The organism is Fluoribacter gormanii, from assembly GCF_900156395.1.
GTDB lineage: Bacteria > Pseudomonadota > Gammaproteobacteria > Legionellales > Legionellaceae > Legionella > Legionella gormanii.
The window spans coordinates 69,532-96,292 of the sequence record NZ_FTNL01000016.1 but is presented as its reverse complement, the minus strand read 5'-3'; the positions used below and the strand labels follow the sequence as shown (position 1 = coordinate 96,292).

The window sequence follows — 26,761 nt, the reverse complement described above, 5'->3', positions numbered from 1 at the left end:
AGTTATATAGCAATACTCTGATTCCAAAATCTAAGTAATAGCCTTTCGTCTTGCATGTTAAATCCAGTTCTACCGTGTAGAATCCTGCAATTATCCATTATAAGAAGCTGATCTTTTTGTAAGGAAATACGGAATTGGTTTTGAGGGTCATGTATGAATTGGTTGATAAATATAATCATATCAGAAATAAGATTGGTGGATTTCCAATTCAACAAAATAGGGGAATAGGACATTCCAACTAAACCATTTTTTAGTTTGAAAAGAACTTGTTTTTTTATAGTGCCAGTGACTGTTTGTATTGATAATGCATCAGGTTGGAAAAGTTCCGAGACCTTGTCTGCGAATTTATCGTACAATGCATCCAGCAACGTTTGCACATGAACAATGGTGCTAATTCCTCCCTGACTAGCTTGCTGGACACAATACAAAGAAGCATAATGTGGGAATATATTTGTATAGCCTTCATCTGTATGTAACGGCTGAGGCTTATCAGAATTAATGTAAAATTTTCCATTATTAGCAGCCTGCACTTTCGCTATGTACTTTTTATAGACTCCAGAATCCTTCATGGATGGCCCGAAATATTGAACAAGCTTTCTTAGTAGTGAGCGCAAAGGTTTATTATTCAATTGCACGATTGCAAATCCGTTTTTATTAATAAATTGGATAAATTGCTCTGAGTTTAAAAAATCTTCTTCTGTATGGAAATGATACGCACAATTTTTGCCTTGATGTGTACAGTATTCGCTAGTACTTATATGTTTTTGGATTTCTTTAAGATCACTGAGCATATTGAATCCTTTTAGCTAACTCTTCATGAAGTGCATGGTATTTATATAGAAGCTCTTTTCCACTATGAGTAAACAAATCAATGTATTCATTTAATTTGTTTATCCCATTTGTGCACCTTTTTATAGCTACTTCTGTTGTTGGGTGATAGTGAATAGGGCTATCTAATGAGTTGTTTTCATATCGATAGCTGAGGACTTCAAGCCCCACACAAACACTATGAAACAGAATATAAAAAGGAAATTTATTTCCGCCTTTCTTATGGGATAATGAGGTAGATATTAAAAAATTTTTTTTATCATCATCTACCTGAGGTTCTATATAATCATCAATAAAAAGCAATGTATGGGTTATTTGATGAACAATGAGTTCATTAAAGTCTTCTTGGTTGTAACTTTCTTTAAAATCTATATGTGCAATACCAAGCTCATCGGCAGTGGTACCTTCGATATAATGATCGAGTTCCGCAATGAGTATTAATTTTATTAGCTTACTGCAAAAAGTACTTACTCGAGGATGTGTTTGGCTTAGATGTGAATAAAAATTATCAATCAGATTCTCAGTGATTAAAAAATTAGAGTATTGGTCTTCGAGTGAAAAATATTGTTCTCTTTTATTGAGATAACTTGGAATAAGTTTGTTAGATTGCGCCTTATTGAGAAATTTTGTTGTAATCCACTCAGGTTTAACGACAAATGAAGAATAGGATTGCAAAATCTCCTCATAGCCAATGTCATGTTCTAGGTGATTTCTTTTAGAGTATGTTGATTGAAAATTTATCAATAGATCTTCTAATTTACTATTATTATTGATTATCGAAAGCACTAGAGAATCTCCCTCGATAGTTTTTTTCGCCAGGGTTCGTAATCCTTGTTTTCTTTTCTCTCAATTCTGGGAGGGAAGTTTTCACGTTTATAAATAAAATACTTTGTTCTTTGATCACCATAATCCGCAGGAGAATATGTAACAAAAAAACAACTCCTATCAGATGAGGATAAATTATTTTGTGATTGATGAACTAAGAATGAGCTGAAGAAAAAAGCATCGCCCGGAGATAATAAGATATTTCGCCAATTATCTGATAAGTCCTCTTCATATCCTTTTAATGATATTTTGCCATTTGCATGTTGGAGCAGTTGCTTACTATATATTTGATTTGAAATTTGAAAGCAGCCATTGTTTTCATTTGTATTATGAACCGGAATGATTATGGTAATCAGCTCGTCATTAACAAAACTTCTAAATGCTGCACCATCTTGGTGTGGTTTAAAGCCCCCACCACCAGATAATTTAAAATTAATCTTCTCTTTAAAAAGAATATATTCTCTTCCGGTAATTTCTTTCAACGAGTTAAGTAGCTTTTCTCCGTTGAGAATTCGATTTAATAGGGGCAGATAATCACAAAATTTCTCAACTCGATTTAATATAACGGAGTCATCTATTTGACTTTTTTCAAAATATTTTAATGGTCCGTCAATAATCTCCGGAGTTTGCTTAAGATAATTTGCTCCCGCTATAAATTGTTCTAACTCTGATGCATCAAAATAATTCTTTGCAAGAAAAAATCCATTAGCTTGATAATCTGACATCACTAGCTCACATTAATACTTTAGAAGGTTGTTTATATTTTTTGATAATTGACTTGGCTCGGTTTGCTTCATCAACCAGATCTGAAAAAGGTTCAAAATTGGCGTCACGCTCAATAATTACCCCTCGAAAAGGTATTGTACGTGTTGCATATTCAAACAATTTCCAAACTTCATTAGCAATGGAGTTGGCGTGTGTATCCACATGCATATTCTCTTTAAAAGAACCTCCCGCCAGATGTATTTCAACTACTCGCTCTGTAGGAATTTTTTTTAAAAATTCGTATGGATCATAATTGTGGTTAAGGGCATTTAAATATAGGTTATTTAAATCAAGAAGCATTCCACACTCTGCTTCATTTAAAATTTTGGAAATAAAATCATATTCTGTCATGTTTGAAGAGGGTATCTGATAGTAATATGTTATATTTTCTAGCAAGAAAGGTTTTTGGATTCTCTCGTTTAATGTTTTTATTTTAGACACAATCAGTTCAATATTTTGTTCGTCAAAACTGACCGGCATCAAGTGTCCCACTTCAACTTGTTCAATTTTAGTAAGGCTAATGTGATCACTATACCAATGACAGGGTGTTTCATTGATTATTTGTTCGAGTTTTTCAAAATAGGGCACATCTATCGGATCTGGAGAACCTACAGAAAGATCAAGCCCATGCAAAACAAGTGGTTTATGTTTAAGAATTTCCTTTAATTTACTATTCTGCTCTCTAATAAAGAATCGTTCGGTATATGCCTCAATAAAATCAAAACTTTCAATATGATTTAGTATGTGTTCGCCTATAGCGCTCATGTAGCTTATGCCGACACCAAGGTCAGGCCCTGAATAGTACATCATTTTTATTTCTCTATTTGTTGGATACTTAAGACACCAATTTGTTCAAATTTTTTAAATAATTGTTTGAACTCTTGTAAACTCAGCTTATTTTGAAAATAGGTATAGGATTCTTCTAGGCTATTGCTTTCGAAAGACTTTAAAAGTAAATCCTTTACGTCGGCGGATATTTTTATTGTTCCAATCCCTTCTTTCTTTAAATTCTTGAAGAATAAAATAAGGGTATTATCAGTCTCTACATCATCTTTGGAGGTATTTCTAAGGATCGCTGGTATGTTGTATGAGAATGATTCTATTCTGAAGCAACTATGAATATAAATTTTATAATTATTTAAATTATCAATTGGTTCATTATCGTTACGATTGATTATTGAATAGACAGTAAAATCATTATGATGATCATAAGTGACTTCATTTCTGGTTTTCTCATATTTAATAATCTGTTTGTCTAGTGATGATAGTAAATTACTTTTTTCTGCATAATCTAAAAATAAGATGCTCTCTGATAGAGGATTTTTGGAAACAATCGAATTGATTTGTAGATGACTTAGATAACTTTCCCATAAACTCTGGAGAACATCATCGTTTAAATAGCCAGTTGTAACTGGAAGAGAAGCTTTTATATCATCCCATCTGCTTTTCTTTAAAATTCTCGCAGATGCCTGGAATTTTTGTTTGTTTACGTTGTAAAAAGAATCTAGCATATTGGCAACATCAGCACTTAAATTTAAGGTTGAAATAATTTCATTTTTTAGACTGTCGTAATTTTCGCAATATCTAGGATTAGTAATTAATTTTGCGAGTGTTTGTTGAATTAATTGATTATTCATGATTTTTAATCTCTACATCCAAAGCCATTAAAAATTCATCTTGATAATTATTTAAAAGCTTAATGGCTTTCGTCTTCCTTCCTTCAATAACAAACCCAAATTTTTCTGCTAGCTTTATAGATTTTTGATTACATACTGCTACATGGGCTTCTATTCTTGTCAGGCAATATTTTTTTGCATGCTCTACCATTTGGCTCATTAATTGGTTTCCAATCCCTTTAGCATAGTGTGACTTAAGAACACCGATTCCAGCTGTTGCAACATGGTTTTTTCTCTTATTTTTAAATGCATCTAAGCATAAAAAACCTACAATGGGTTCATCTCTGAGCGTCTTATCGAAAGCAAAAAATATAGCTGATTTGTAATTCTTTTGAGACTCAAGAATTTTTTCTTCATACTTAGAAACTTGTGTGGCTCTTTCACCGGGTTCAAATACTGAATAAATGACTTCATTATCAAGCTGTAATAACATCTTGGCCCATTTTAATGCATCTTTAGGAGACGCATTTCTTATAAAAATATCAGAAGTCAACATGATAAGAGGGGATATTAAAGGCTAGGCTATTTACCTAGCCTAGATGCTTATGGGCAACCAACTGAATTGCAAAGGACTTCTACACTGTCAGTAGACTCTTCGATGATTTCAATATCTAAATCCATTATTTTCTCCTAAATATAATTAAATCTGACCCAATTGACATTGATTTGATAATGTCGTGCGCATGATACATAAAAAGGAATCAGTTGAAAATAAAATAATATAGACAGAATATTTACAATTTATTCATATAGTTATTTTGATGAGACATTTGGTTTAAACTTGTTACCTTTATACAAGTATCACTTTAAAATATTTATTTATTAATTTTGATAGAAATATTAAGCCCCTAATATGGGGCTTAATAACAGAAAACCTTATTTACAAAACAATAAGAGAAGCATAAAAGAGGCAGCAAAAAATATAGCTGATGATACCAATGCAAATCGACTAAATTTTTGCGTCTTTTGTGTTAAGGAGTGAACCTCAATTAATGAGTCCGAGATCAAATTCTTCATAGCTTGAACAGTTTCTATAGTAGATTCTTGTAGTAATCTAGCTATAGCTTCTTTACTACTAGCTAATGCCGTATTGAGAACTTTTTCAGCTTTTTCCTTCGCGTCATCTTTCCACTGAGAGGAAATGCTTTCCATTTCCTCTCGGAACTGCACTAGCAAATCTTGTTGGGCTTTTCGATTTTCCTCAATCAGTTGTTCATTCATGGTCTGAAGCATTAGGATTGGATCGTCTTTACCCAAAAGTACACCATGTTTGCTGGTGATGTTTTGAATGATTTTATCAAGATTTTCTGACATTAGATCACCTTGGTGCTATCTAGCAGCCCAAAGAGTTGATCGCGAACGATTTTTAAGCGCTGGCGGGTCATAATGCTTTTCTCTGACATCCCCAGCACTTCATCGAAGGTCAGCTTTTGTTGCAGCATCTCAGTTAGATCTCGGCCGTAGGTTTCTTTTTTCAGCTCAGGGATTTGAATTAAAGCTGATATTTTGTCCTTGTTATCACGGTAGGCTTTCAGATGTTCAAATGCTTTGCCTTCATGCTCAATAGCTCCCCAATAGGGATTGAGCCAGACGACAAACTGTGCTTCATTTGCAAACTGGTCAATCAGCTGAGCAAAGCCATTAATGGTGTCGAACAAGGCTTGGCCGCCGGTGATGACAGTATGAATCACCATTTCATGGCCTAATTCCTTTAACAAAGCAGGAACCTGATTGCTGATGAGGTAATGAGATAGTGGCACAAAAGAACTGGCCCCGTTGTCAATGACTACATCATTAGTTGTTGAGGCAATTTTTTCGATGAGGGCATCGAAAAGACGGGGATTAATTTCATCGCCGCTCATGACTTGAATATGGTCGACATTGAGTGCTTTAAATCCATGAAAGGTTGAATTGATAGGGTCGGTGTCAATGCACAATGGGGCTTGGCCTTTGTGATACTTGTATTGTGCAGTGGTTGCTGAAATAAATGATTTGCCGACACCGCCTTTTCCCTGCAGTGTGATATGTATTTTTGCCATTACAAGAGTTCCTCCAAGTTGGGTTTGGGATTAAAAGTAAAGCCGCGAATTTCGTTTTTTGCCTTACTTTTAGCCTGTTCATCCTTGGTGTTCTCCTGCATAGATGGCTTTTTTTCTGCAGCAATCAAACGTGCTACATAGCCACAAAATGTTTTATATGAAAATGAGATTTTTCCTTCTTCAACTAAGGTTTCCCAGACAAGCTTTATAGACCAGCCGTCGGCTAGCGCTGAAGCGATATCTTTTTTTAGCGCAAGAAAAGCTGCTTTGTTGATCGATTTATCAGAGCATTTCCTATTTATCTGCTTGGTTGCGATTCGTTCGCTGAGGGAGTTTCCCATATGTCATATTGTCAATTTATTGTTGTTCTCTTCGATGGTATGAAATATTACGTTACACTGCAATAGGTTATGTAATTTTCCTTCCTTTTGGCGTAATTAAATAAACCATTAAACGTACTTAAGTATAATTTATCGTAATTAATGGTAATTATCTGTAATTAATAGGGAGTTACGAAAAATAACCTTGAAATTACATAAAATTACCTGATAGTATCCCATTTAATGAACTTAAAACGCAGGGCAAGATAGGTGAAGTTAGCTAACCAGCAAGCTGGCTACCAAACCTCACAAGTCTTATTCGCACCTTCGATGCTCAACGAAAAACCAGTGTTTTGAGATCAACTTAATACCCAAAGGATTGCATAACCACTTAATTAAGAGGTCAGCATCCTTATGGACGATAAGCTTAAAGCACCCACCAGAAAAAAGGGGCGCCATCTTCGCGTTCCTGTTTTGCCTTCCGAAGAAATTCAGATTAAAGCGAATGCAGCCACTGCTGGCCTTTCAATTGCCGAGTACTTAAGACGGATAAGTCTCGGTTATCAAATTCAAAGTAGTGTTGATAAAGATCATATATTGCAGCTAACCAAAATTAATGGAGATTTAGGACGGCTTGGTGGACTGTTAAAACTATGGTTGACTCAGGATAAACGCGTTGCGCATTTTGACCTCCAAACAGTAAAAACATTATTAAATCGTATTCAAACCACCCAGGATGCAATGTTGGAAGTGGTGAAAAAACTATGATTATTCGCCATATTCCTATGAAAAAAACAAGACTCAGCAGTTTTTCAGGTCTTGTCCAGTACCTTTGTAATAAACAAACCAAACAGGAGCGAGTGGGTAAAGTCAGATTATCAAACTGTAATAGTCTCGATCCCATTTGGGCCGTTCAGGAGGTATTGGCAAAACAGGCTAAAAACCAGAGAGCGACGGGTGATAAAACTTACCATGTACTCATATCTTTCGCGCCAGGTGAGAACCCCTCGGATAATGTCTTACGAGAAATAGAAGAAAGTGTGACGTCTTCCATCGGATTTAAAGAGCATCAAAGAATCTCAGTTGTTCATCATGACACAGACAATCTCCATATTCATCTTGCTATTAATAAAATTCATCCCCGGACCTTTAATATGATTGAACCGTTCAGGGCATATAAGACTTTTGCCGAGATTGCATCCAAGCTCGAAATTGAATTAGGTCTTAAAATAACCAACCATCAAACCCGTAAAACCCGTTCAGAAAATCTTGCAGACGATATGGAACACCATTCAGGCATTGAAAGCCTGATTAATTGGATGAAGCGTCACTGTAAAGAAAAAATAGAGGCAGCTAATAGCTGGAAGGCGATTCATGGTATTTTGGCAGAACATGGATTGATGATGCGTGTAAAAGCTAATGGTTTTGTATTCTGCAATATCCAAGGGCTTACCGTTAAAGCAAGTTCAATTTCCAGAACTTTTTCTAAAAAAAATCTCGAATTTAAGCTTGGTTCATTCGTACCATGCTACTCAGAAAACAACTTACCTGCATCAAATGTTTATCGTTATGAGCCATTAAATAAAAAAGTACTTGGTTCCGAGCTCTATGCCAAATATCAGCACGAAAAATCACACAATAAACGCTTTATTTCACAAAAGCTCAAACAGTTGCGCGAGGCTAGAGCCAAACTTATTGAAAAGGCGAAAAAGCGAGGTCGTATTAAACGAACGGCTTTGAAGTTAATGAACATTTCTAAAGTACAGAAAAAGTTCCTGTATAGTAACATAAACAAAACGCTGCTAAATGATATTGATAACATAAGGAAAAATTATGAAAAGGAACGTGGCCGGTTAATAAATTCTCGCCAAAATAAAACTTGGGCAGATTGGCTGAAGCACCAAGCGCAAGGAGGTGACCAGGATGCCTTAGTGGCAATGCGTTATCGCAATCGTAAAAATAAGTTTGATTACACCATATCGGGAGCAGACTCCGTTTTTCCTTCTTTAAATTTTGGACAAATCGACTCTATTACTAAAGAAGGCACTGAGATTTATAAAAAAGATAACAGTGTTATTAGAGACAATGGAAAAGAAATTATCATTTCTAAAAGCGGGTCTATTTCTGCTCTTAAAAGAGTATTGGAAATGGCAAGGCAGCGCTATGGCGACTGTATTTGCGTGAATGGTTCTCCACTATTTAAAAAGATTATTTTGCAAATTGTTATTCAATATCAAATGCCAATCACGTTTGCTGATTTGGATTTGGAAAACCAACGCCAAAAACTAAATTTTGAACAGGAGAAATTTCATGAGAAATCAAGATCAAACCGACAAAACCATCGAAGAAGAACTCCAGGAAGCCATGAGGTTGCTGGAACAGCCAATGGAAATAGAGGGCACCGGGTTACAAAGCCCAACTCTTTCGGCACTAGACAAGGCGCGCCAGCCAAAGATCACAACAGCTTGCGAAACTTGTCCGAATGCGATCTGGTTCAGTTCACCGGAGGAGGTCAAGTGCTATTGCCGGATAATGCACATGATCAGCTGGAGCGGCAAGGACTCAAACCTGATAACCATGTGCGACGGAAAATTTTTGGAATAAAGAAAAGGCCAAAGACGCACTAATGGGGAGATATTTGCGATTATCAGATTGCCATATAAACTCTTTAGCAAGAATTAGATTCCGCTCTTAAACTGAACCAAGTGTATTATTCTTTATATTTCTGTATTTGTTCTGAAAAAGCCATCATGAATGATGTTTGAGGATATTCTTTTACATACTTAGGATTTTTCTTAAGATAATTTCTATGAATCCTAATAAAAAAATCATTGTTAACATCTTCATTTTCATTTAATTCCACAAACCATTTTGGTGGGTGTTTATACTTCGAAAGATATTGAGCAACTTCAGTCATTATTATTTGGTTACCAAGGCCTTCGTGCCATCCCTGACAATATATATAATCAAGAGTATTTTCTTTTATACATTTCTCAAGTATAAATTTATTATCTATAGCATTAGCTGCTATATTAACTAATATTAGACTCAAAATAAGTGTTATTTTTACAACAACGTTCATTTTTCCCTCATTTTTATTTATTAAGAAAATTTGACACTCCTGGATGATCGGTGCTATTGGCTAAACAATAACCCAACATTTTAGCTAGCGTTGCTTCTGTACGCCGCAGAGCGCAAGGGAGGCTGAAAGCCGAGGAGCATAGCCTTATTAGGGATGCATTTTAAACAGTTTGTCTCTAATTTGTCTAGCGATTATTTTGCATATCGGCAACATTACTCAGATTCATTTTTTTCTGATGATAATCCTTAATGATTTTTGCTAAATTGAGTTTAAATTGACGTTTTACCCCATCCATACTTAACTTACTATGGTTTGCCAAATCATTAAAATCACTAAATTGTTTAGGGTTTTGTGACTGTTCAAGTGGAGCAAAACTCGGAATAATTACAATACCGTTGACCGCAGTAGCGGCCTCTATAGCTTTTTCTTTACCAGGATTGATGCCTTGTGTTAACTCGAGATGCTTATCATCATCAGCGGCTATAACAAAGAATTTGTGTGGGTATTTTTCATGCAATCCTTTTGCTACCGCTTTAAGATTTCCTGAGTCAAATGCTGAAACAACGGCTGGCAGTTCAGTAGCTTCTTTTATTGTGGCTGCTGTGGCATAGCCCTCAGCAATTACAATCACTGGTGTTTCAGAAAGCTTATCTATGCCGCCCAATACATGGAAGCAACCCTCCTTTCTTGAGTCTTTAGCAAAGCCTTTGGTTCCGTTTTCGGCAATGTACTGAACAGTCCAAAGTGTTCCTTCGCAATCGATTGCTGGAATACAGGTTAGTTTTTTTTCTTCATCGGTATACACACCAGAATGAACTTGAATACCTTTGGCCTGCATATAAGGTGTGGGTTCCACAACCTCTGTCATCATGGATAATTTTTGTTTGAGTCTTAATGCGGTACTTTTTTGTTTGACTTCAAGCTCACGATGACGAGTTTGTTGATGTTCAAGTGCTTCGGCTTTAAGCGTTGCCTTTTGTTTATCAGTTAAAACGTAACCCTTACATTTCCAGTTAAGTTCAGCACCAGTTCGATTGTTTTTAATATATCCTGCTGGAATACCATCTAAATGAGCCACATAAAATCCTGCTTTTTCACCATTTTTATCGCCCTCAGTGGGGATACGATGGGGTTTACCATCCATAATTGGATGCCCACCTGAAACAATAGCACCAAGGTTTATCAATGCCGCTTTAAATTCATCAGCAGGTATAAGCGCTTTACCCTGAATCATTACTTGATTTTCAGGAAGCCAGGCCTTGATTTTCTCAACAGGAACACCAGGGTTTGCATACCAACACTTTTGCACTTTATCCCAGGCAATTCCTGGTGTTCCATCGGGGAGTTTGCCGATGGTGGATTTTGCAATCTCTTTTTGTTTGTAGGGGATGCTTAACCAGACTTTTTCAGAAGTGGTTTTTTCACGTGCCATAAAGACTTCCTCTTTAAGTTGATCATCCTTGATTTCAATAAGTTCTCCCTGTTGAATGTCTTGGGTTTGCTCTAACGCACACAGATGATTCACTATTTTTTCTGCATCTGCGGATGCTCTGAATATTTCTAAAGGCTCATCTTCCAGAACTCGAATCCATGATTTGATGTAGGCAGTGTGTTGTGAAGGGTCATGACCTATACCAAGCTCAGCACCCAAAAGCATGCTTGCAATTTCTGCTCTCAATTCTTCTTTGGCATAGGCATCTGAACCAAAGGGATGACCTAAATCTCTATCCAGTCTTGAAGGATGACCGCTCCAATGCCCTAGTTCATGCAGGGCAGTAGCATAATATTTCGCTGCGGATTTAAATTGCTCTTTTGGTGGAAGATGGATGCTATCCGTTGATAATCTGTAAAAAGCTCTATCCGCCTCAGAATGAATAATGGTAGCGCCGGAGTTATGCAATAGTTTTTCTGCTCTTTCAATTAAGGACCAGTCCGGCTCTTTTGCAATGAGTTCAGGCATATTATCAATTTGCGAGGCATGGAATACCGTTGCATAAAACACCTTGGGTCGCTCAAGACTCACCTGCACTTTTAATGGATTACCTTGCGCATCAAGTACAGGGTTACCAGCATCATCGTGTTTGGTTTGTTCTTCATGAAATTTCCAATACTGAATTGTGGTGCCTTTTTCGCCCTTACGAACCTGAGCATCCATGCTTTGTGCTTGTTTGTAGGTTAACCAGCGGTTGTCATCACTTTCGTTCAGCATTAAATACAATGCATTAATCCCGCGATAACGTTTACCTGTTATCGGATTATAAGGAACTTGACCATTACCTGTGCCTGGTTCCCATGGTTTTAGCCAAGGTGCTGTTCCTGCTTTCAGGCTTTCAATAATTTGATTGGCAACGATTTGATGGCAAGGCATTTTAGTCATAAATGGCCTCCATCGCATCTTCTTCATTGAGTGCATCTTCAACAAAAGCTCCCATGAGGTCAGCTTCTATCGGGCTGACTTCGACAAGAAAGCCAGGGATTGCTAAATCTTCGAATTTTTCTGAAATCACATCCATTAACTCGGTTTCGTGACTCATGTGGTTTTCTCCCGTTTATTAATTACCCATATGGGTGTGATTATTCCCTTGATTTGTCTTATGTGAACAAGACCATAATATCGACCATCGAATGACCATTCGCTTTGATTGGTCATGGTCATCACTTCATTTTCTTTAAGCTGATAATCTAATGTCCTCCATTGAGGTAATGTTCGGCTAATTCCATCCTTTAACTTTGGCTTTGAAAAGGGAAGCAACGTTTGATTTACCAAGACCCCTTCAGGTGTTACAGAAAGAATATCGCCAGATATCGCGACCACTTTTTTCATTAAATAACCATATCCATCACAGTAAAGACCATGGTCTATATAACCTCTATCCCTTGCTAACCTAAACGATTTCCTGTCATCAGGACAAAAAATCACATAAGCATTTTTCATAGGGGCTTCGCTGGTGATGCAATATAAGCCTATTGGAATGGATTCAGTCAGGTTTATCCTAAAACCCATGGCATGAAATAGTGCGGCTACAACAATAAGGCTTATCAAAAACATAGAGGTGAAGGCTGACAGTTTTTTCATAACCTGATGACCTCTTCTTCACTTAAACGAGTACGTAAAATATCTGAGTGAACAGGAGCCTCAACTGATGCTCTTGCCATGAAGATCGGATCTTTAAAATAAAGAGGTTGTTTCCCATAAATAGCAGGGAAGCCCGCAGCATAAACCACCATATCACCAGCCTCACGTATCAAACCATTGGCATCTTTTTTGGGACCTGGCATACGCAGGCACTCATCAACAGTTAAAAGAGGTCTCGATATTTCCTGAGCTGTTTTTGATATTTGATTTAAGAATGTAGAAAAGCGTTTGCCACTGGTGGTGATTTGTTCTTTAACAATAGTTGTTTGACCTGTCAGCTTGGAAAGATGTTCTGCGGTTTCAACTCTGTTGGGTGGATACGCATTTTGGATATGGCAATTAGAAGTGATGGTTTCATCTGGGCCATAACCACGTTCACGGCTTTTAAGCTGATTAATGTCCTGGCAAATTAAGTAAAACTTTAAACCATAACCTGCAACAAAGGCTAATGACTCTTGTAGAATATCGAGTTTTCCAAGGCTTGGAAATTCATCAATCATACAAAGCAATCGATGTTTATACGTTTTTTTCGTTCTGACATAGGATAAGCCTTTATCATCCGATACACGCTCAAACTCCATTTTGTCAGCCAATAGCCTCACTACCATATTAATCATGACCCGAATCAGAGGTTGAAGCCTTGCCTTATCATTGGGTTGAGTCACGATATAAAGACTCACAGGATTTGCATGGTTCATTAAATCGCGGATGCAAAAATCAGAGGCTGAGACGTTATTCGCTACCACTGGGTCGCGGTAGAGCGCCAGATAAGATTTTAAAGTTGATAACACAGAGCCGGCTTCTTCCTCAGGTCGGTCTATCATGTCACGGGCAGAGGCAGATATCACAGGATGGGTTTTGCCCTCGATATGGGGGTATTGGGTCATTTCAACGAGTAGGTCGGCAATATTAATATTGGGATCAACTAGCATACGGTCAATGTTGGGAAATGTAGCCGGTTCCCCCTGGTTGTTCAGTTTGTAAATCGCATGCAGAATAAAACCCACCAAAAGAGCTTGCGATGTTTTCTGCCAGTGCGTTTCTAACCCTTTACCATCAGGATCAACCACAAGCGTTGCCAAATTTTGTACGTCACCCACCTCTGATTCTGTACCTACTCTGATTTCATCAAGCGGATTCCAACGGGCTGAGCTAGTTAATGTTGCTGGTTCAAAGCGAATCACTTTATTGCTGGCATGCTTTTGTCTCCAGCCGGCAGTCATTGCCCAAAGCTCACCTTTTAAATCCGTGATGACACAGGAGTGCTTCCACGATAAAAGGGTTGGAATCACAAGGCCAACACCTTTTCCAGATCGCGTTGGTGCATAGGTTAAAATATGCTCCGGTCCATTATGGCGCAAATAATGAATTTCTCCCTGCCTATCTTCAATCGCCCCAACATACACACCTTCCTCCTGGTTAAGCAAACCCGCATTGTTCAAATCATCCTTATTCGCCCATCTGGCTGAGCCGTGAAGGTATTCGCTGATGTTTTCTTTTTTTAAATGACGACTTGCAAACATCAGCAGCATTAAAAAAAGACAGCTACTCATCACCACCATGCCAAACGCAGCATTAAAATATTCGGGATGGTAATGATGATAGTTCATGTTCCACCAGAGCAGATTCCAGGGTAGATAAACATGCGCAAATGAAAAGCCTAAACTATTGTGATAATGAAACTTATAAGCCACATATTGTGTGCCAATTTCTAGACTGATTAAAAACCCCAGAATAATCATTCCAATGAGTCGTACGGTTTTCTTTTTATCCTGTTTTTTCCTTACCTGTGGGCCAATAGATTTATTAGGCTTATTCAGATTCATAGGCTGTCTCCGGAAGCTTTGCGATTGACAAAATGGCTGACTTCATCGTCATTTTCTCCAGAACTAAAGCTTCCTTCTGGGACACCGATGGAGGTAATATTTTGAAATACTGAATCCTGATGTTCCGATAGTGATAAATCATTTTGTGATTCGACCCGTTGATGAATTGCATCGGCAATTTTCCCACCGGTAGTTTCGGCCACCGTTGCAGCGATTGCCTCCTTTACAGCACTTGCCTTTTCACGAGCCACATCAAATGCCCCTGATGCCAAATGTGACCCGAACGAACCTGCAAATTTGGATGCTTGCCCCATGGCTTGTGCCACACTGCCGGTTTTGGAGCTGACATTGCCTTCTGACACAGAACCTAAATCACCAGCACCCATACTTTGGGAAGCGGCTTTGAATGCCGCATGAAGAGCGGATAAGCCTCCTGCACTTTGAGCACTGACAGCTCCTGCGCTGCTTGCCAAAGCGGCACCTGCAATGCCGGCAGCACCTAAAGCGCCACCTAGACCAATACCACCGCTGCTGCCTCCGCCGCCACCTGATACAATGTTGGCAAGAACAGGGGGGATTTTATTAATCAATATCAGCAAAATAATGGATACAACGAGCATCACAAACATTTCTTTTAAGAGAATGTCTTTTGCCATATCGGCATAATATTGATCGACAAAAGACTTACCAATACCAATAATCAAAATCATCGCAAATGCCTGTAAAGCAATACCCAACACCGTTTTGTAGTATTGAATCGCGATATCGCAAGTCCAGCGTCCGCCACCAAACCCTAATAAGATGATGCCGCCATAGGTTAAAATCCAGGCAGTAATCAGAATAATCAGCATGTTAATACTGACTAGTGCCAAAACGACCAGAATCACCCCTGCAACGATCAATCCCACCGTAGTTGCCGCAGGGGACCAGAGGGACGAGTTATCAATTGCTTTTGAGACAATATCAAAACCTACGTCAATAATGTCAGAGGGGGAAATGTGCGTATCAATTCCGGAAGCCTTAGCTGCGAGTTGTCGCATGGAGTCGATAATTGCGGTTGCAATGGCAGGTCCATTATCCAAAATCCAATAGAAAAAACCGACAACCACTAAAAATCGAACCGTTTCAGCCATAAATTCCTGAATATCCGCTCTTCGTAATGACATAAGCCCATAGGTCCATACCATACTGATTAATGCCAGAGACCAAAAAAGGTATCGTGCATAACTTAATATGGTTTGGCTCCATGTAGAGGCTGTACTGGAAAAACGATACAGAATATTATCCAGCAAATCCCTGCTGTCCATGCCGCTTTGAGCATGGGCGGACATGGCGAACCCAATTAAAAAGAATACGATTAAATAAGTGATTGTCTTTTTTTTCATAGGATTACCACTTTATACCTGAGCTTTTGGAGTAACTTCCGCCTTTAAAACAAGCATCAGCTATGGCCTGGAGTTCATCGGCTGTCCTACCTTCTTTGGAGCTGTCGCAGGTTAACGATGCGAGATGCTTTTGTGCTTTCGTTTCAGTGCTGTCACAGCCTGTAAGCAGAAATGCTAAAAGTGCTATGGATAATCCTAATCGTTTCATTGTTGTCTTCCTCTTGTTATAAATGAGTTACCATTTTTTACCTGAACTTTTATGGTAGCTGCCCGATCTAAAACGCTCATCAGCAGCGTTTTGTATGGCTTCCTTATTCGCGGCTGCTGCATCTTTTGTGGTTTGTGCGCCTTGTTGTGCTAACAAAAGTCCTCTTATTTGAAGCAGTTGATGGGATTGTTGACTTGCCAGTTGCGAGGCAGCCTGGAGCGCTTGTTTTTGCCCCTGGGCAGTTTGAGCCTGAGATTGCAAGGTGCGCAGTTTTACCGAATCATCTTTTAAACTTTGCTGCTGTTTATCAATTCCCTTGAGCATGGCATCATTGGCCCGTTTTTGAGCAACAGAAGCTGATATTTTACTTTGCCTTATTTTCTGGATTTCTTCGGGGCTACACTGGTTGCTGCCATTAAAGCAGGGTGTTTTTTGATAGTATTCCTGACTTTGATACCTATCCAGGTAACCTTGAAGGCTACCTGCTTCCTGTTTGTAATAATCAATCGTATCGGTCGATTCAAGCAGATTATCTATTACCCCATTGGCATTGTCCCACTGAAACGATGTGAGTGATTTGGTGTTATCCAGCATGTTTTGATATTGCTGAATCTGGTTGTTGTATTGATCAACCTGAGTTTTATACTCTTTAATCTGATTCAGTAGCATTTTTCCATTTTGTACGTAATTGGGTAAATCAAACACGGGCATATTGGAGCAGGCATTAAATGTCCATAAATAAACAAACAGGATTCGAAGTTTCATCACAGTTCCTCTTTTTTGTTATCTGAACTGCCGGTAGGGCTTTCTAAAAGTTAAATCTTTTACGACAATGATGTTGAATCGATAACCCGGACGAATGTTTAGAGTCGGTGCTACATTCAGATTTTTTGCCACCAGTTGTGACGTTACTTCGCCTAGCTGTTGACCCAATGCCTGACTTAATACACTGCCCGCTGTAGGGGGGCTAAATCCATACTGATTGGACTGATTACTGTTTTGACTGTAACTGATTCCCCCAACGATACCGGACATCAAGAGAGCTGAACCATAAATTCGTAAGTAATGATTATTAATTTGATCACGAAAGCCTGCGAAACCTGCGCTATCAGCTCCTGGCATGGAGCCAATATCCAAAGCTTTTCCATCTGGAAAAGTAAGGCGTTGCCAGGCTACCAGCACCGAACTCTGACCAAAGCTCACCTCACTGGAATAAAGACCAAAAATCTTTGTACCTTGTGGGATTAAAAGATACTTACCGGTCGCCGTATCATAAACGTTCTGGGAGACTTGACCGATGATTTGCCCAGGCAGTTCAGAAGAAATACCGCTTACCATCACTCCAGGAATAACACTTCCGGCTCTTAACTCGTATTTACTGTTGGGATTCTCGAGTCGTGAATTTAAATGCCAGCGCATTTCATTTTCCTCACCGCCCAAGGTTTGCGGCATGGGTCTAGCATTTTGTCGTCCCTCGAGCAGTTGAAGTGGCTCTTTAAAGGAACTGCCGCCATCGACATCGAATGGTGCAACAGAATTGGCTCTGTGTGTATTGATACGTTCTCTGGTATTCAGGTGAGGATTATCAACCATAATTGATGTTTTTGCTTTGACCGCTTCTTCAAATGCTTGAGTTTTTTCCTGACGAATTCGTTCCAGCTCCGTATCCGATACATTTTGACTATCCATGTCTTGTTTTTGAAGGAAGTTTTGCTCCACAGGTAACTCAAGTACCTGCTCATGATTGATGATGAGTGCCTCAGGCATCACACCGGTTTTGTGATTTCCAACGATTTCATTGGCCAGATTCATGTTATTTTTCTTCTGTCCCGTGACTTTTATGGCCTCTGGGATTTGGTTTTGTGCATTGGCTCTCTTATGGGCAACAAAGACAATGAGCACAACAAAAAGGGTCAACACGCCAATGGCTATCACTAAAGGGATATTATTCACACGCTTGACTCCTGTTGTTTTGAGTTTTTGCGGTGAACTATTCGGTGATAATAAATCGTTATTTGGTTTCATCAGTATTACTCCTTGTGTGACCATGGGCTGGCTGGAGCGATTTGTTCTTTAGTTTTGACATAGACTCTGCTTAAGGTTTGCGAGCCGACATATAGGCTGACTCGATAAAGAGCGCCTTTTCGAATCTCATCTACCACATAAAACAAATTTGCTTTTTGTCTTGGTTGGACACTTTCAATCACTCCGTAGCCTTTGTTTCGCATTTCATGAATCAAATTAATGCCAAAGCCATCACTGACTTTTTGACTGATATAAAATGTATTTTGAGCCGGCGGATAAATATGTGTGAGTTGTGACGCAGCATCTTTAGCCAAATAAATATCTTTGCTCTGAGAGGCAACTGTAAAATTTCCATACTGCATGCTTGCGCAGCTCGACAAAACAATTACCAACAATAAAACACTTAATTTCCTCATTTCTAGCACCTCGTAATGGTAATTTTTTCTTGAGAAGAGCCACTGCCGATAATCAATATTGCCTTGTCGAATACAGTATCGACGATATATCGGCAGCCTTGCAGACGATAATTGACCATCACCGATTCTGGTTTTTTAAACAAACCACCATTTCTTAAGACCAGTAGTGCCGGGGCTTCGCGTTCAGACATGCCTCCAGGCATTTCAATAATGGTTTTCACACCATTGTTATAAACCCGAACCGGTTTAAATCGGGAATTGCCTTGTATCCTGTAATTGAAATGAAGGTCGCCTAAATATTCGTTGGTTTCGGTGAATGTATTAGCTTTTCGCTGTTGTGCTTGCATGTGCTGAATCAAACGCCATTTTGCTTTCGCATCATCTGGATAAGTAAAAGAGACATAGGGCATAAAATCGTTTTGATCGGACTTCAATCTAAAATGATAGGTTCTTCTGTCTGTAGTAACGACTAGAGAAGTATCTAGCCCAACATCTTTGGGTTTTATTAACAGGTGGATTTGTTGATCCATGCCTGAACCTGTAATCGAAGGTTCAACCAAAAAACGTGGATCACCGACATTCATATCGTTAAGCTGTTCACCTTGCTGTAATGCAATGTCGCAAACCTGTAATGGCGCACATACCACTCTGATTTGGCCTGAACCATAGACAAAACTTACCGAGCCATCAGAAGAGTGGAATGGCTTGCTGGTTTTGTCACCCTTCTGCCATTCTTCTGCAATGCTTAAAGCCTGCTTTTCCTGATTCGTGAGTGCCGGAATGGTTTTGGAAAAATAAAAATTAGCAAGCTCTGTGTTGTCCACAGCAAAGCTTGTCAAAGGGAGTACTAAACTGAAGGTAAGAATTATTTTTTTCATGCATTTTCTCCATTCTTTAAGTCATAAGACCAATTGAAATCGCGGACATAAATCAGATGAGGGTTCTTTAAAATCGATTCATTAGATGCATCATTGAGCTCACCATCCTGATACATGGTCAAAAGTGCTTTCATCTGGGCGGGCTTTTCTTTAAGCGTTCCGTCACGATTTCTTACTGTCTCGACCCAATCAACCTGCCAGGTGTCCTCAGACTCTTGCAGGACAGAGCGTATTTCAATGCTGACGATTTCATGCGCTGCTCGGTCAAATGGATTGGAGTGTTGTTTGTCACTGTAAAATTCCTGAACTTTGGTCAATGCCGCATCGTTTTGGTTCAAATAGGAATAAACTTGAAATACAGCCTTTTTCTGCAGTGCGACATCCACACTGACCATTCGGATGTTTTCAATGAAATGGGCTGCAGCTGCTCGGTAATCATCGATACTTACATCACCGACACGATCTGCGCGAGTGACTGATAGCGTATTGCCGCTGGCATCCTGCTGAAATACCAAGGGGATAAATTTGGACTGACTTCCAATTGTTATGAGTCCGCCAATAGCAGCCAAAGTGATTAAAAGACTACCCAAACTGACTAATTGCCATATTTGCAATGATTTCATAAGACCTGCCGTGTGGAAATTCCAGGATCTTTTGGCATTGAGATAAGGATTATCAGTTAAGTCGTTTTTTTTCTTTTTAAGACTTAGCTTTTGTTTTAATTGGTTCATGCTGCTTCTCCAAATCGATTCATCGTGATTCCTTTTTCTAAAAGCCAATACGAGACCCACTCTGCGCCATGTTTCAGTTCAAGCTGTTTCATTCGCTCGATGGAGTCAGGATCTGTGGCACCCACAAATGCCAAAGCCATTGGACCTAAAGCCAATTGGTAAAGGCGTTGTCCTTTTTCACTGACGTAGTAGTAATCACGCTTAGGTTGAGCTGATGCAATGATGTCAATCTGACGAGGGTTTAATCCCATACGTTCATAGATCAGGCGTGTTTCAGGATCTCGTGCATACAGATTAGGTAAAAAGATTTTTGTGGCGGTTGATTCAACAATGATGTCTAAAATTCCAGAATTCGCGGCATGCGATAAATGTTGCGTTGCCATGAATACCACGCAATTTTTCTTGGCCATGGAATCAAGCCATTCGGCAATTTTGTTTTTAAATACCGGGTGTGCCAACATCAGCCATGCTTCATCGAGTAAAATCAGGGTTGGCCTGCCATCCAGTGATGTTTCAATGCGCCGAAACAGATACAGCAATACAGGCAAAGCAAATTTCTCACCCAACCCCATAAGATGCTCAATTTCAAAGGTCATAAATGAGGACAGTCCTAGACCATCGGTTTCGGCATCCAATAAATGGCCCATCAATCCATCGATCGTGTACTGCTTCAGAGTTTCACGGATGGGTTCATCTTGAATGGTCATGACCAAATCAGATAAGGTTTTCGAGCCACTCTGATGCATGCTCATAATGGCGTGGCCAATTTCATTGCGTTGGGCAGACGTGGTATTTAACCCGTTTAAGGCAAGAATCGTATCAATCCACTCCATAGCCCAAGCTCTGTCTGCTTTGGTTGATAAAAACTGTAATGGTGCAAATGAGAGGAGCGAGTTTTTATCCGCAATAGTGTAATGCTCTCCGCCACTGGCCTTACACGTGGGATACATGGACATCCCTTTATCAAATGAATAAATGCGTGCATCTTTGTAGCGGCGCCAGGATAGTGCAATTAAACCTAAGTGAGTCGATTTCCCGGAGCGTGTAGGACCAAACATAATACCGTGTCCTAAGTCTCTGACATGAAGATTCAGCCGAAAGGGTGTGTTCCCCGTGGTGACACAATGCATTAATGGAGGGGATAGTGGTGGAAACAGTGGGCAAGGGGATTTGTTTTCGCCGGTCCAAATGCTGGAGGTCGGTATCAAGTCAGCCAAATTCATGGTGTTGATTAAAGGCCGTCTTATATTTTCAACACCATGTCCTGGAAGACTGCCCATAAAGGCATCCATGGTATTAATGGTTTCTGTTCTTGCCGAAAATCCCAAGGCATTGATGTTCTTTTCGATCAAAAGGGCTGTTTTTTCGACTAAATCACGGTCTTCATTCATCAAAATGACAACTGAGGTGTAATAGCCTTGACCCACCATGCCTGAGTTGGTTTCTGCAATGGCTGATTGTGCGTCATTCACCATATTGAGCGCGTCTTCATCAATCACACCTGAATTTGTGTTAAACACCTGGTCGAAAAAACCTCTGACTTTTTGTTTCCACTTTTTACGGTATTTGGTGAAATGCGCCACCGCTTCATGTGAATCCATAAAAATAAAACGAGAACTCCAACGATATTCAACCGGCAATTGAGTTAGGGCGGTTAGAATGCCAGGGTAAGACTCCATTGGAAAACCTTCAATCGCCACACACTGAATGAATTTCCGGCCAATTTTAGGAGTAATCCCCGGTGTTAATTCCTGACCACCAATTAACCCATCAAGGTAAATCGGGTTTTTAGGAAGATTGACCGGATGGTTAAGTCCTGTGACACAATACTGAAGATGCCTTAAGAAGTTATCCTGAAGCAGGGTATTATTATATTCATCACGATGTTGTTCAGCGTTCAGTCGTTCGAGGTTAAGGGCTGAACTTAGTCGTGACTCAAAGTTTCTGCAGGCTTGTTTGAATTCCTCTATCAGTTGATGCGTCTTTGCCTTTTGGCTGAGATTCAATCCTTCGTCATCAAACATCAATTCCACAAAACGCTTTTGGGCAATCACCGGCGGATACCAGGTCAAGGTAATCACAAAATACCCTTCATATAGGGTTTCCATGCGTTCAAATAATTGCCTTCTTTCCTCATCAACCGCTAAAGAAATTGCGTCTGGAAAATGAGAATGAGCGCGTTCACTATAACCTGGAGCCGCTCGTCTTATAGCGTCTACATGAACCATCCAGCCATTGCCCATAGTAGACATTGCCTGATTGATTCGAAACGAGACCATCTCACGAGCCTCATCCGTGGTATTGGCATTGTCTTCACCCTGGTATAGCCAGGCTGCCATAAAGGCCCCGTTTTTACCGACAATCACGCCATCATCAACCACTGAGGCATAATTGAGTAAATCAGCAGTACCTCCTGAATTATGGCGATGCTTTTTTAAATGGTATTTACGGCTTTTCAGGCGAATTTCCCAAAAGAGGCAGCTCAAAAATAAAAGTCCTGTGGTGCTAATTAAAAAAGTGGTTAATGCAATCATAGATAACCTCTTTTATTTACTCTGAAAGGAGTTGAACGGGCGGAATAATAGGCTTGGTAACGTCTTTGCCTTAGATATATAGCCCTCATATAAGGATCGGATTTTGCCATTAAACGAAGCCCTTTCAGGGATAGAAACCACATGACACAACCTGCAAAGGCTGCCAGCCAGTCTTGAGCTGCAAATATTAGGATTGCTGACAAAAGCCCTGAGAACATGACTAGCTCACGGTCTCCGCCCATAAACAAACTTGGGCGGTTTCCACATCGGCGTATGGGGATGGTACGAAGACTCATGGATGAGACTCCGTTGCAACGATCCCAACAGATGGTTTAGAAATTTCAGCGCCTTTGCCAGTAATTGCCGTCATGGTATTTTGAGCTGCTACCAGAAATGAGAGCACCAATACAAAAAAGACAAGAGATCGCATAAATCCATTTAATTCACCGCCAAAAATAAGCGTCGCACCTGCTGCAACTAATCCGATGATGGCAGCACTAAAGGCAAAAGGGCCTGTAATGGATTTTTGAATTTTAGTCAGCCATGAGTCGAAGGGAAGTCCTCCGCCTGCAGAAGATGCAGCAGCAGGATGGGTGATTAACAACAAAAGTAAAACGATTAATCCCATTATCCAGTAATTCTTTTGATTAAACAGAGTTGTTTGATTCATTCATTTTCTCCTAAATAAGTTTTTCGATGATGTAATGACCGTTTTCATAACCATGAACTTTGATGATTTCTTGAATTTGTCGTCCCTGCGGGGTTCTTGAGATGTGTACGACACAATGGACAGCCTCGCCAATTAAAGGTTCGATTTCAGAAGGTGCAGCCGGATTTCTGGTGATGAGTGATTTCAACCGATGAAGTCCTGCAAGACAGTTATTGGCATGCAATGTGGCTGTTCCTCCCTCATGTCCGGTGTTCCAGGCATCAAGCAAGTCAAGTGCCTCGCTACCGCGAACCTCACCAACAATGATTCGATCAGGTCTCATCCTAAGAGTTGTTTTCAAAAGCTGGGTCATACTGACATCAAGTGTTGTGTGGTATTGAACACAATTTTTAGCCGCACATTGGATTTCTCCTGTATCTTCAATGATAAAAATCCGTTCTTCAGGTGCATGAATAACCATTTCATTGATAATGGCGTTCACCAATGTGGTTTTGCCAGAACCTGTGCCACCAATGACTAAAATGTTTCGGTGTGAAGAAACGGTTTGTTTAATAACCTCGCACTGTGCTTCGGTCATAATTCCCGATTGAACATAGTCATTGAGTGTAAAAACCGATAAAGCTTTTTTGCGGATGGCAAAGGTTGGACTTGAAACAACTGGAGGCAGTTGTCCAGCAAAACGTGATCCATCCAGAGGCAATTCTCCCTCCAACAAAGGCTTCATGCGGGTTACTTCTTTTCCATGAAAACCGGCAATAGTTTTGATGATGGATTCAGCACGACCTTCATTGATATTCCCTATATAACGCATGGCTTCACCAAGCCGTTCTTGCCAAAGCTTTCCATCCGCATTGAGCATGATTTCAACGGTTTTAGGATCCCTTAAAGCTTGTTCAATCATGCCGCCCAAGTCACGTCTTAGCTTTTCACGGGCGCGGTCTTTAACCGTTATCGCTTGTTCTTCTTGTGCTTTCATACGGTATAATCCTCAATTACTTGATGCTTTTTAAGCAGATTTCAACTCGTGCTTGAATTTGCTAATTAAGCGGTCAACAATGCTTTTTTTATGGGGAGGAGAGTCATTGAACGATTGATCTTTCTGGCGTTCCCGATAAATGCGTCTTTGAATTTCATCACGGTGAATTGGAATCGATTGAGGGGCATCAAACCCAAGGCGAACTTCACCGTCACGATAACCCACAACAGTGCAGTAAATGTCCTCACTTATAACAACGGATTCGCCAATTTTTCTTGTTAAAACCAACATATCGTTTTTCCTTCTGCTATTTAAATAAAAAGGCTTTGCACTGCCTGATATTCTCTTCAACCACTTCTTTACTGGCTGGTTGATATTTTTCGAGTGCGACATAAAAAGCATTTCGCTTTTTAATATCACGACAAAAACCAATCATTTGCGGCAGGGTAGGAGGCATTTCGCAATGATCGCGACAATCAATAATGACCTGATTCAAAATCTCATCACTGAATTGACTTAAACCTTCGAGCCACTCCTTCTTGGCAAACTCCAAGAAACCATCACTTTTAAACTGACTGCGCCATAAATGTCCGTAGAAGACCGCGAAGCGCGTAAAAAGATTCTCAATACACTTTTTTCTACTTTCGGTAGCATTGCAGGTTGACGACATTTGATTGCTGGTATTCGTCTTCACTGGTGATTGCCGCGTCTCCTGTTTCTGGATTCCAGAATGGATCAATGGCTCTGTCCTTAGTATTTGGGCCGCACTTCTCATTCCTTTTCTCCTGCGTTAATTCAATTTTGACTTCATCTTCCCAACATCTTTGAGATAACCAGTTGGCTGGAAACTTCCATGCCGGAACCCATTCTCCATGCGCTTCTTTTTCTGTACGGGCTTTGATTTGCTGATCAAGAGATTGCAACATGCTTTGGAGTAAAGGCTCATCGGGATTGATTTGTTTAAATATTTCAAAGGCACGCTCACGTGACTTTTTCTCAGGGTACATACGCCAGAAGTGGTCGAAGCGTTGTAATAAATAAATATAATTATTTTCTATTATTAGAGGTGTGTCGGCTTTTATGATTTTATCTGTGTCGGCTTTTACCTCTGTATCTCCAGAATTTCCTGTATAAACAAGAGATTTTGTGTGCGGCTTTGTGTCTACTTGCTGTGTCGGGTTTGTGTCGGGTTTATTTTGGACACAATAACGGATATCCGCTAAAAGGCATTTTAAAATAAGATGTTTATCGAAAGACTGAATAGCAATAAGCCCTGACCGCTCAAGCCCTTTAATGGCTCGGCGAATTTGCTGACGGCTAGGACTCCCTGATTCTTTAATCCCTTGATGGGGTTCAATATAAAGTACCTCTGCTAACGATTGGTAACTAATTCGTCGCTTAATTCCTACTATGAGTGTATTGCGATCCATGTAAGGTCGAATTCCTCTTAAGTAAGTAATTTGTTGGATATATGAAAGGCCACAGAGCGCACCCAATTCCTGATCATTCACTGTAAAGTACATAAATAATCCGTTATTCCTTAACTTAAAGTCTTAGCGACCAATGAAACATGTGATACCATTTTGAGAATAAAAGGCTAAAAATGGCTCTTAATGAGCTTAATTACTCGAAACGAGTAATTAATGGATCTCAAAATAACACATAATGAGCAATAGTCAATGGGTAAATGAATTAATTTATTTGCCAAATACCGTGGAATGGATATGAACATCAAAGAGAAAATCGGCCAAAGAATCATGAGTGAACGAAAGGCCAAAGGACTGACGAGAAAGGCATTGGCTGAATTGACAGGTGAATTGAAAATCTCCCGTATTAATAATTATGAACGAGGGGACCGTACGCCTGGCCCCACTGAGATAAAGTTATTGGCCGATGTGCTGGAAGTATCTGCTTCATATTTGATGTGTTTAACTGATAATCGTGAAGGGAAGATGACTAAATCCCTTGGCATGGGTGCATTGATTCCTGTCTTGGATTACAAACAAGCAACTGCTCCTGATAACTGCATCCAAAAAATTAAAGAGGATGTTGATACCAAAGTTGAATTTGTTCCTGTAAGTTCAGTTCTCAGTGACAGTATTAGCAAAAATGCTTTCGCATTGCGGATTCAAGATGAAAGTATGATACCGGAGTTTCGGATTAATGATGTCCTCATCGTAGATCCTGATACAAGCCCTAAACCTGGTGATTTTGTGGTAGCTTTGATTGAGGGAGAGCAGGAGGTTATTATACGTAAGTATAAGCAATTATCTGCTTCTAAAGAGGCACGGCAGTTTGAGTTAATTGCACTTAACGAGGATTGGGCTAATATCCGCGTTGGTTTCAACGAACTACAAGCCCAGATTGTTGGATGTGGGGTTAGTATAATTCGAGGGTTGAGAAATTAGGTTTGTTATAGGAAGTCATAGTTAAAGAAATGA

The 26,761-nt window shown here is 39.6% G+C and carries 31 protein-coding genes; 3 read left to right on the top strand and 28 right to left on the bottom strand.

Annotation, left to right across the window (positions count from 1 at the left end; translation table 11 throughout):
- Positions 1–2: 2 nt before the first annotated feature.
- From BW930_RS11110 to BW930_RS11070, 9 genes are all read right to left on the bottom strand, one after another.
- Entirely contained in the window at positions 3–791 is a 789-nt protein-coding gene (locus BW930_RS11110) for a TauD/TfdA family dioxygenase (protein ID WP_058468104.1), read from the bottom strand.
- A complete protein-coding gene (locus BW930_RS11105) occupies positions 781–1,614 on the bottom strand; it encodes a hypothetical protein (RefSeq protein ID WP_058468105.1) in 834 nt (277 codons plus the stop codon). The genes BW930_RS11110 and BW930_RS11105 overlap by 11 nt, the downstream gene beginning before the upstream one ends.
- Positions 1,614–2,378, bottom strand: a complete 765-nt coding sequence (locus BW930_RS11100; RefSeq protein WP_058468106.1) for a phytanoyl-CoA dioxygenase family protein — start codon at positions 2,376–2,378, stop codon at positions 1,614–1,616. Before BW930_RS11100 ends, BW930_RS11105 begins: the two co-directional genes overlap by 1 nt.
- 7 nt (positions 2,379–2,385) lie before the next feature.
- Positions 2,386–3,228, bottom strand: coding sequence for a multinuclear nonheme iron-dependent oxidase (locus BW930_RS11095; protein ID WP_058468107.1), 843 nt, complete (start codon positions 3,226–3,228; stop codon positions 2,386–2,388).
- Between the two features lie 2 nt (positions 3,229–3,230).
- The gene (locus BW930_RS11090; RefSeq protein WP_058468108.1) at positions 3,231–4,055 is read right to left on the bottom strand and encodes a hypothetical protein; all 825 of its coding nucleotides are present in this window, start codon (positions 4,053–4,055) and stop codon (positions 3,231–3,233) included.
- The gene (locus BW930_RS11085) at positions 4,048–4,590 is read right to left on the bottom strand and encodes a GNAT family N-acetyltransferase (protein ID WP_058468109.1); all 543 of its coding nucleotides are present in this window, start codon (positions 4,588–4,590) and stop codon (positions 4,048–4,050) included. The genes BW930_RS11090 and BW930_RS11085 overlap by 8 nt, the downstream gene beginning before the upstream one ends.
- Positions 4,591–4,970: 380 nt before the next feature.
- The gene (locus tag BW930_RS11080) at positions 4,971–5,408 is read right to left on the bottom strand and encodes a conjugal transfer protein TraM (RefSeq protein ID WP_058468110.1); all 438 of its coding nucleotides are present in this window, start codon (positions 5,406–5,408) and stop codon (positions 4,971–4,973) included.
- Positions 5,408–6,133, bottom strand: coding sequence for an ArsA-related P-loop ATPase (locus BW930_RS11075; protein WP_058468111.1), 726 nt, complete (start codon positions 6,131–6,133; stop codon positions 5,408–5,410). Before BW930_RS11075 ends, BW930_RS11080 begins: the two co-directional genes overlap by 1 nt.
- The gene (locus BW930_RS11070; protein WP_058468112.1) at positions 6,133–6,474 is read right to left on the bottom strand and encodes a TraK family protein; all 342 of its coding nucleotides are present in this window, start codon (positions 6,472–6,474) and stop codon (positions 6,133–6,135) included. The genes BW930_RS11075 and BW930_RS11070 overlap by 1 nt, the downstream gene beginning before the upstream one ends.
- Positions 6,475–6,867: 393 nt before the next feature.
- On the opposite strand from BW930_RS11070, the gene traJ reads away from it, so the two are divergent.
- Together traJ and traI are read left to right on the top strand one after the other, a co-directional pair.
- Positions 6,868–7,221, top strand: a complete 354-nt coding sequence (gene traJ / locus BW930_RS11065; protein ID WP_058468113.1) for a conjugal transfer transcriptional regulator TraJ — start codon at positions 6,868–6,870, stop codon at positions 7,219–7,221.
- Positions 7,218–9,080, top strand: a complete 1,863-nt coding sequence (gene traI / locus BW930_RS11060) for a TraI/MobA(P) family conjugative relaxase (protein WP_058468114.1) — start codon at positions 7,218–7,220, stop codon at positions 9,078–9,080. Before traJ ends, traI begins: the two co-directional genes overlap by 4 nt.
- An 83-nt stretch (positions 9,081–9,163) precedes the next feature.
- Here traI and BW930_RS11055 read toward each other — a convergent pair whose 3' ends face one another.
- The 19 genes from BW930_RS11055 to BW930_RS16955 form a co-directional block, all read right to left on the bottom strand.
- Entirely contained in the window at positions 9,164–9,535 is a 372-nt protein-coding gene (locus tag BW930_RS11055) for a hypothetical protein (RefSeq protein WP_058468115.1), read from the bottom strand.
- A gap of 184 nt (positions 9,536–9,719) precedes the next feature.
- Positions 9,720–11,912, bottom strand: a complete 2,193-nt coding sequence (locus BW930_RS11050; RefSeq protein WP_058468116.1) for a zincin-like metallopeptidase domain-containing protein — start codon at positions 11,910–11,912, stop codon at positions 9,720–9,722.
- Positions 11,905–12,069, bottom strand: coding sequence for a hypothetical protein (locus BW930_RS17160; protein ID WP_058468117.1), 165 nt, complete (start codon positions 12,067–12,069; stop codon positions 11,905–11,907). Before BW930_RS17160 ends, BW930_RS11050 begins: the two co-directional genes overlap by 8 nt.
- A complete protein-coding gene (gene traF / locus BW930_RS11045; protein ID WP_058468118.1) occupies positions 12,066–12,611 on the bottom strand; it encodes a conjugative transfer signal peptidase TraF in 546 nt (181 codons plus the stop codon). Before traF ends, BW930_RS17160 begins: the two co-directional genes overlap by 4 nt.
- Positions 12,608–14,497, bottom strand: a complete 1,890-nt coding sequence (locus BW930_RS11040; RefSeq protein WP_058468119.1) for a type IV secretory system conjugative DNA transfer family protein — start codon at positions 14,495–14,497, stop codon at positions 12,608–12,610. The genes traF and BW930_RS11040 overlap by 4 nt, the downstream gene beginning before the upstream one ends.
- A complete protein-coding gene (gene trbL / locus BW930_RS11035; RefSeq protein WP_058468120.1) occupies positions 14,494–15,882 on the bottom strand; it encodes a P-type conjugative transfer protein TrbL in 1,389 nt (462 codons plus the stop codon). The genes BW930_RS11040 and trbL overlap by 4 nt, the downstream gene beginning before the upstream one ends.
- Before the next feature lie 4 nt (positions 15,883–15,886).
- Complete coding sequence (locus BW930_RS11030) at positions 15,887–16,090, bottom strand: hypothetical protein (protein ID WP_058468121.1); 204 nt, start codon at positions 16,088–16,090, stop codon at positions 15,887–15,889.
- A 27-nt stretch (positions 16,091–16,117) separates the two neighbouring features.
- Positions 16,118–16,855, bottom strand: coding sequence for a P-type conjugative transfer protein TrbJ (trbJ, locus tag BW930_RS11025; protein WP_058468122.1), 738 nt, complete (start codon positions 16,853–16,855; stop codon positions 16,118–16,120).
- Positions 16,856–16,873: 18 nt separating this feature from the next.
- Positions 16,874–18,115 carry a TrbI/VirB10 family protein gene (locus BW930_RS11020; protein ID WP_058468123.1) on the bottom strand — a complete coding sequence of 414 codons (1,242 nt, stop codon included), beginning with the start codon at positions 18,113–18,115 and terminating at the stop codon, positions 16,874–16,876.
- A 5-nt stretch (positions 18,116–18,120) separates the two neighbouring features.
- Positions 18,121–18,531, bottom strand: coding sequence for a conjugal transfer protein TrbH (locus tag BW930_RS11015; RefSeq protein WP_058468124.1), 411 nt, complete (start codon positions 18,529–18,531; stop codon positions 18,121–18,123).
- Positions 18,532–18,533: 2 nt separating this feature from the next.
- The gene (trbG, locus tag BW930_RS11010; RefSeq protein ID WP_058468125.1) at positions 18,534–19,409 is read right to left on the bottom strand and encodes a P-type conjugative transfer protein TrbG; all 876 of its coding nucleotides are present in this window, start codon (positions 19,407–19,409) and stop codon (positions 18,534–18,536) included.
- On the bottom strand, positions 19,406–20,140 hold the full coding sequence (locus BW930_RS11005) for a conjugal transfer protein TrbF (protein WP_058468126.1): 735 nt from the start codon (positions 20,138–20,140) through the stop codon (positions 19,406–19,408). The genes trbG and BW930_RS11005 overlap by 4 nt, the downstream gene beginning before the upstream one ends.
- Entirely contained in the window at positions 20,137–22,674 is a 2,538-nt protein-coding gene (locus BW930_RS11000) for a VirB4 family type IV secretion/conjugal transfer ATPase (protein WP_058468127.1), read from the bottom strand. The genes BW930_RS11005 and BW930_RS11000 overlap by 4 nt, the downstream gene beginning before the upstream one ends.
- Positions 22,671–22,970, bottom strand: a complete 300-nt coding sequence (locus BW930_RS10995) for a conjugal transfer protein TrbD (RefSeq protein WP_058468128.1) — start codon at positions 22,968–22,970, stop codon at positions 22,671–22,673. The genes BW930_RS11000 and BW930_RS10995 overlap by 4 nt, the downstream gene beginning before the upstream one ends.
- Positions 22,967–23,344 (bottom strand): TrbC/VirB2 family protein, encoded by a 378-nt coding sequence (locus BW930_RS10990; protein WP_058468129.1) that lies wholly within the window; start codon positions 23,342–23,344, stop codon positions 22,967–22,969. Before BW930_RS10990 ends, BW930_RS10995 begins: the two co-directional genes overlap by 4 nt.
- A gap of 10 nt (positions 23,345–23,354) precedes the next feature.
- The gene (gene trbB / locus BW930_RS10985; RefSeq protein ID WP_058468130.1) at positions 23,355–24,320 is read right to left on the bottom strand and encodes a P-type conjugative transfer ATPase TrbB; all 966 of its coding nucleotides are present in this window, start codon (positions 24,318–24,320) and stop codon (positions 23,355–23,357) included.
- A gap of 30 nt (positions 24,321–24,350) precedes the next feature.
- A complete protein-coding gene (gene csrA, locus BW930_RS10980) occupies positions 24,351–24,611 on the bottom strand; it encodes a carbon storage regulator CsrA (RefSeq protein ID WP_012979403.1) in 261 nt (86 codons plus the stop codon).
- A 16-nt stretch (positions 24,612–24,627) separates the two neighbouring features.
- A complete protein-coding gene (locus BW930_RS10975; protein WP_049774998.1) occupies positions 24,628–24,990 on the bottom strand; it encodes a Vir protein in 363 nt (120 codons plus the stop codon).
- The gene (locus BW930_RS16955; RefSeq protein ID WP_058468131.1) at positions 24,959–25,843 is read right to left on the bottom strand and encodes an LvrA C-terminal domain-related protein; all 885 of its coding nucleotides are present in this window, start codon (positions 25,841–25,843) and stop codon (positions 24,959–24,961) included. Before BW930_RS16955 ends, BW930_RS10975 begins: the two co-directional genes overlap by 32 nt.
- A 201-nt stretch (positions 25,844–26,044) precedes the next feature.
- On the opposite strand from BW930_RS16955, the gene BW930_RS10965 reads away from it, so the two are divergent.
- Positions 26,045–26,728, top strand: coding sequence for a LexA family protein (locus tag BW930_RS10965; protein WP_058468132.1), 684 nt, complete (start codon positions 26,045–26,047; stop codon positions 26,726–26,728).
- Positions 26,729–26,761: the final 33 nt, after the last annotated feature.